The sequence below is a fragment of the Pseudaeromonas pectinilytica genome (genome assembly GCF_054780855.1).
This window is the reverse complement of record NZ_BAAGVN010000149.1, coordinates 1-571: the sequence shown is the minus strand read 5'-3', so window position 1 is coordinate 571 and position 571 is coordinate 1. Positions and strand designations below refer to the sequence as shown.

Annotated in this window: 1 protein-coding gene; it reads right to left on the bottom strand. The window is 46.4% G+C overall.

Annotation, left to right across the window (positions count from 1 at the left end; all coding sequences use genetic code 11):
• Positions 1–78: 78 nt before the first annotated feature.
• The gene (locus ACYVG7_RS09905; RefSeq protein ID WP_460882972.1) at positions 79–486 is read right to left on the bottom strand and encodes a hypothetical protein; all 408 of its coding nucleotides are present in this window, start codon (positions 484–486) and stop codon (positions 79–81) included.
• Positions 487–571: the final 85 nt, after the last annotated feature.

Here is a 571-nt window from a genome sequence, read left to right as displayed (position 1 = left end):
CTTGTTTCTGGCCATGATTTAACCCTCCAGAACAGAACCCTTTAAGTGTAGTCCTGAAGAGCTGAATCATGGTGGTAATCAGGTATATTTATACTTGGCGTAGGCCTGCTGGCCATTATAAGAGCTAGGTGGGAATTGTTTATTGGCGCTGATCCAGTTATTCATAAATAACTGCATCCAACCTGTCACCGGGCGATTCTCCCGACGAACCGTGACCCATTTATTCTCGGTGCGACTGAATACCTGCCAGGTCACACCATATTCATCAATATTGAAGGCATAACGTTCCATATTCCAGATCGCCATACCATATTTGCCAATGTCGATATCGACCGGATACTGTTTGCCCTGGATCCAGACATTGGTGTGCAGCAGATTCGTTCCGCCCATCAGTTCAATATCGACTTCATAGTGACTGCTAGTGCTCGCTTCACCGGCATAGGTAAAGAAGGAGCTAATAGTCCCCGGAACGGCACCCGCTTGCATCTGCAGGGCGGGAGCATACTTTGTTGGTTATTTAACCAAAGAATAGTTGTGCCCGATAATTGTCATCCCAGCTTGCTTTTTTTAG